This window comes from Mesorhizobium sp. M7D.F.Ca.US.004.03.1.1 (assembly GCF_003998635.1).
In the GTDB taxonomy this organism is placed as follows: domain Bacteria; phylum Pseudomonadota; class Alphaproteobacteria; order Rhizobiales; family Rhizobiaceae; genus Mesorhizobium; species Mesorhizobium loti.
Genome location: NZ_RZQG01000468.1, coordinates 1 through 4,661, shown reverse-complemented (window position 1 = coordinate 4,661; position 4,661 = coordinate 1). Strand labels below are relative to the sequence as shown.

The window sequence follows — 4,661 nt, the reverse complement described above, 5'->3', positions numbered from 1 at the left end:
GGCTTCGCCCAACTGAGCCAGGTGTCGAAGAACCTCCTGTGCAGTGCGTTCTGCTTTCCGGTCCAGGCATGGCGAAACTGATCGAGATAGGCGGCGCGGATCGGATCGGGGCCATTTCCCCCGCTACTGCCAAGCAACTCGGCCTTCACTGTTTCCATTTCGGGAGTGACGAGGGCGTAAACGGTTTTGCTGGCGCCGGCCTGACGCAAGCGCACATCAAGGTTCTGTCGCGGATCATATTGTGTGGTCGTGGCCATGCCGGTCTGCCTTTTGCATTGCTGCGAAACTACGGATCGCGACCTACCTTTGCAACGGCCCAACAATAGGCGCTCGGCTGGTGTCATCGAAGCAGCGCTGGCTCCGGCGACACGACCAAGGTCGGGACTTGGCATGAGGCCCTGGACGCTATATCTGAGACCGACACCTACAATCTCGACAAGAAGCAGCACGCCCTGACCATGATCGACCGCCTGAATTCTGCAATGCGAATGTGACGGCCTTTTCTATGCATGCCGTTGCCCCCAAAACCGGGGCCACTTTTGGGCGGCATGCATTGGCCTCGGGATGGCAATCACTGTCCCGATGCGATATCCACCGCCACGCCTTTCCATTCAGACATTCATGACGGTTCATTCATGTCACGCGACACATTCTACATCACCACCCCGATCTTTTATCCGAACGGCAAGCCGCATATCGGTCACGCCTATACGGTTATTGCTACCGACGCGCTGGCTCGCTTCCAGCGCCTGGACGGCAAGGACGTGTTCTTCCTGACCGGCACCGACGAACATGGCCTCAAGATGCAGCAGACGGCCGAGAAGGAAGGCATAACGCCACTGGCGCTGGCCGACCGCAATTCGGCGATTTTCCGCGCGATGACCGAGGCGATGGGCGGTTCGAATGACGAGTACATTCGCACGACGGAGCCGCGGCACTATGAATCCTGCCAGGCAATCTGGAAAGCGATGGCCGCCAATGGCGACATCTATCTCGACCGCTATAGCGGCTGGTACTCGGTCCGCCAGGAAGCCTATTTCGACGAAGGCGAGACGACAGTCGACGAGGATGGCGTGCGTCGCGAACCGCTTGGCTCGCCCGTCGAATGGAACGAGGAAGAAAGCTACTTCTTCAGGCTTTCGGCCTATCAGGACAAATTGCTGGCCCTTTTTGACAGCCAGCCCGACTTCGTCGGCCCGACTGAGCGCCGCAACGAGGTGCTCAGCTTCGTCAAGTCCGGGCTGAAGGATCTGTCGATTTCGCGCACGACCTTCAAATGGGGCGTGCCGGTGCCGGGCGACGACAAGCATGTGATGTATGTCTGGGTCGACGCCCTGACCAATTACATCACCGCCGCCGGCTATCCCGACACAAAGGCCGAGCAGTGGCGCTATTGGCCGGCCACGCACATCATCGGCAAGGACATTGTCCGCTTCCATGCGGTCTATTGGCCAGCCTTTCTGATGTCGGCCGGTATCGAGTTGCCAAAGCGCGTTTTCGCGCATGGCTTCCTGTTCAACCGCGGCGAGAAAATGTCGAAATCGGTTGGCAACGTCGTCGATCCATTCGCGATGGTCGAGCACTACGGCCTCGACCAGGTGCGGTATTTCTTCCTGCGCGAGGTGCCGTTCGGCAACGACGGCAGCTACAGCCATGAAGCGATCGTCAACCGTACCAATGCCGACCTTGCCAATGGTCTTGGCAATCTGGCACAGCGCTCGCTGTCGATGATCGCCAAGAACTGCGGCGGCGTGGTGCCGCAACGCGGCGACCTGACGGATGCCGACAGCGCGATCCTGGACCAGGCCGTCGCCGCTCTCGATACGGCGCGCAAGGCGATGGCCGAGCAGGGCATCCATCTGGCGCTGGCAGCGATCTTCGGCGTGGTGGCGGAAGCCGATCGCTACTTCGCCGGCGAGGCACCATGGGCACTGAAGAAGACCAATCCGGAGCGGATGGAAACCGTGTTGTGGACGACGGCCGAAGTCGTGCGTCGCGTGGCGGTGCTGTGTCAGCCCTTCGTCCCGGGCTCGGCCAACAAACTGCTCGATCTGCTGGCGGTCCCGGCGGACAGGCGCGATTTCGCGCATGTCCACGCGGACCATGCGCTGGCGCCGGGCACTGCGTTGCCCGTGCCGGAAGGGGTGTTTCCGCGTTACGTCGAACAGCCGGACGCGAACGTCTGATGCTCGTCGACAGCCACTGCCATCTGGATTTTCCAGATTTCGCCGAGGAGCGGGCGGCTATTGTCGCCCGCGCCAAGGCGGCCGGAATCGGCCGCATGGTGACGATCTCGACCCGCGTGAAGCGGTTTCAGCAAATCATTGAAATCGCAGACACTTTCGATGAAGTATACTGTTCGGTCGGCACCCATCCGCACAATGCCGCGGAAGAGCTGGACGTGACGTCAGCCGATCTGGTGCGGCTGGCTGCCCACCCGAAGGTGGTGGCGATCGGCGAGGCCGGTCTCGACTATTTCTACGACAAGGCGCCACGCGACGCTCAGGCGCAAGGGTTTCGCAATCACATCGCCGCCGCACGCGAGACGGGGCTGCCGCTGGTCATCCATTCGCGCGATGCCGATGCCGATATGGCTGATATTCTCGAGAACGAAACAGGGAAGGGCGCCTTCCCCTTCATCCTGCATTGCTTTTCTTCGGGGCGTCGGCTTGCCGAAATCGGTGTCGCGCTCGGCGGCTATGTGTCCTTTTCGGGCATCCTGACCTTCAAGAATTCAGCTGAGTTGCGTGCCATCGCCGCCGATGTGCCGCATGACCGCCTGCTGGTCGAAACCGACGCGCCCTATCTGGCGCCCATGCCATTTCGCGGCAAGCGCAACGAGCCGGCCTATGTCGCCCATACCGCCAGGGTGCTGGCCGAAACAATCGGCGTCAGCGAGGCTGAAATCGCTGATTTGACGACGAACAATTTCTTCCGCCTGTTCGGCAAGATGCCGCGACCTGCTGAACGATGACTGACCGGCTGCGCCTCACCATTCTCGGCTGTGGCTCGTCGCCAGGTACGCCGCGCATCACCGGCGACTGGGGCAATTGCGACCCGGACAATCCGAAGAACCGGCGCACGCGCGCCGCCGCGCTCGTCGAGCGGATCGCGGCGAATGGCAGCCGCACGACTGTTGTCATCGACACCGGACCGGATTTTCGTCAGCAGATGCTGCTGGCTTGCGTCAAACGCATCGACGCGGTCGTCTATACGCACCCGCACGCCGACCATATACACGGCATCGACGATCTGCGCGGTTTCGTCCTCGATCGGCGCCAGCTGATCGAGGTCCACGCTGACAGCGCAACAATGCTTCGGCTGCGGGAGGCGTTCGGATATTGTTTCGAGACGCCACAAGGCAGTTCCTATCCGCCGATCGTCCGGCCGCATCTCATCGACCACGCCAGGCCGGTGGTCATCGAAGGAGAGGGGGGTGCCCTCACCCTCGAGCCGTTGCCGCAAATCCACGGTGACATCATATCGCTCGGCTTCCGCATCGGCGGGCTCGCTTATTGTCCTGACATCAGTGGCTTTCCGGAGGCCACCGCCGAACGGCTGCGCGACCTCGACGAGCTTGTCATCGACGCGCTGCAGTACCGGACGCACCCAAGTCATTTGTCACTTGGCGAGGCGCTTGAATGGATCGAGCGGCTAGCGCCAGGACACGCCGTGCTGACGCATATGCATGTACCGCTCGACTACGCTACGGTGATGGCCGAGACGCCAGCCAATGTCGAACCCGCCTATGACGGCATGGTGATTGAAATCCCTTATGAATCAGCGTGATGCGAATAGACCTTCATGAGGGCTTTCGGCTCCTTAGCGCAAATATCAGCAGCGTCCCGATCCGCTCGTAGCCCATCCGGGGATAGAGCAGCGCCCCGGCGTGGGTTGCAGCCAGCACCGAGTACCTCGACCCCCGCGCCCGATCGTCGTGCAACATTTTCGACATCAAAGCCTGGCCAATACCGCGACGTCGGTGCGAAGGCTCGACATACATGCTCGAACACCACGTGGCTCCCACGGCATCCAGGCTGCGCACGCGCCCAACAATATCGGCGCCATCGACTGCCACATACTGGCGGAACGGCGCGCTGTCGCCGAGCAAATCGTCCGCGATCGGCTGCCTGCGGATGATCTTTCCCAACTGTGCCGCCCGTTCGGCTGTCTGTACGCGTTCGACCGAAGCAACAGCAACCGCTGGCGGGCTCGGAATCTGGCGCAATCGGTGGACGAAAAAGCCTTCGGTCCGAAGCAGCCGGTAGCCAAGAGCTTTGTAGGCGGTTCGTGTCGGCCCATCCGGATCCTCGTTCGCGACCACAACGGAAATGGCAAAGCCCGGCCGTGCATGCTGCCGCACAATGGCATCGGCCTCTTGAGCGTCGACGTCATGGACGACCCATTCCTCGCCACGGTAGTCGCGAGGATTCTTGCGCTCGGCGTCGCACATCAGCCACAACGGTCCGACGCGGCTAGCCTCGTAAGGAAACGTGCGGCTTCTGTCGGCGCTGTAGCCATGCACGAACACGTCGATCGCCGCTTCGATCTGGCTGCTTGCTCTCGTCATTTCAACAGCCTAGCGTTGGCTATCCGCTCAAGGCAATACGCCACAATCGGCTCAAGCCTATGACAATCAGCGGGAATTTCCAGTTCTTGGC

5 protein-coding genes and 1 pseudogene are annotated in these 4,661 nt (G+C 61.3%); 4 read left to right on the top strand and 2 right to left on the bottom strand.

The window, feature by feature from the left end; genetic code table 11:
• On the bottom strand, window positions 1–257 hold a 257-nt coding region (locus EN935_RS22980), incomplete at its 3' end, for a hypothetical protein (protein WP_164771275.1).
• A gap of 126 nt (window positions 258–383) precedes the next feature.
• On the opposite strand from EN935_RS22980, the pseudogene EN935_RS42920 reads away from it, so the two are divergent.
• From EN935_RS42920 to EN935_RS22960, 4 genes and pseudogenes are all read left to right on the top strand, one after another.
• Window positions 384–494, top strand: a pseudogene (locus EN935_RS42920) (DNA polymerase III subunit delta'); the annotation flags it as partial.
• Between the two features lie 141 nt (window positions 495–635).
• Complete coding sequence (gene metG, locus EN935_RS22970; RefSeq protein WP_109671298.1) at window positions 636–2,186, top strand: methionine--tRNA ligase; 1,551 nt, start codon at window positions 636–638, stop codon at window positions 2,184–2,186.
• Window positions 2,186–2,974, top strand: coding sequence for a TatD family hydrolase (locus EN935_RS22965; RefSeq protein ID WP_109671299.1), 789 nt, complete (start codon window positions 2,186–2,188; stop codon window positions 2,972–2,974). Before metG ends, EN935_RS22965 begins: the two co-directional genes overlap by 1 nt.
• Complete coding sequence (locus EN935_RS22960) at window positions 2,971–3,789, top strand: MBL fold metallo-hydrolase (protein WP_109671300.1); 819 nt, start codon at window positions 2,971–2,973, stop codon at window positions 3,787–3,789. The genes EN935_RS22965 and EN935_RS22960 overlap by 4 nt, the downstream gene beginning before the upstream one ends.
• Before the next feature lie 13 nt (window positions 3,790–3,802).
• Here the strand turns inward: EN935_RS22960 and EN935_RS22955 are convergent, their stop codons facing one another.
• Window positions 3,803–4,531, bottom strand: coding sequence for a GNAT family N-acetyltransferase (locus tag EN935_RS22955; RefSeq protein ID WP_245468906.1), 729 nt, complete (start codon window positions 4,529–4,531; stop codon window positions 3,803–3,805).
• Between the last annotated feature and the right edge of the window lie 130 nt (window positions 4,532–4,661).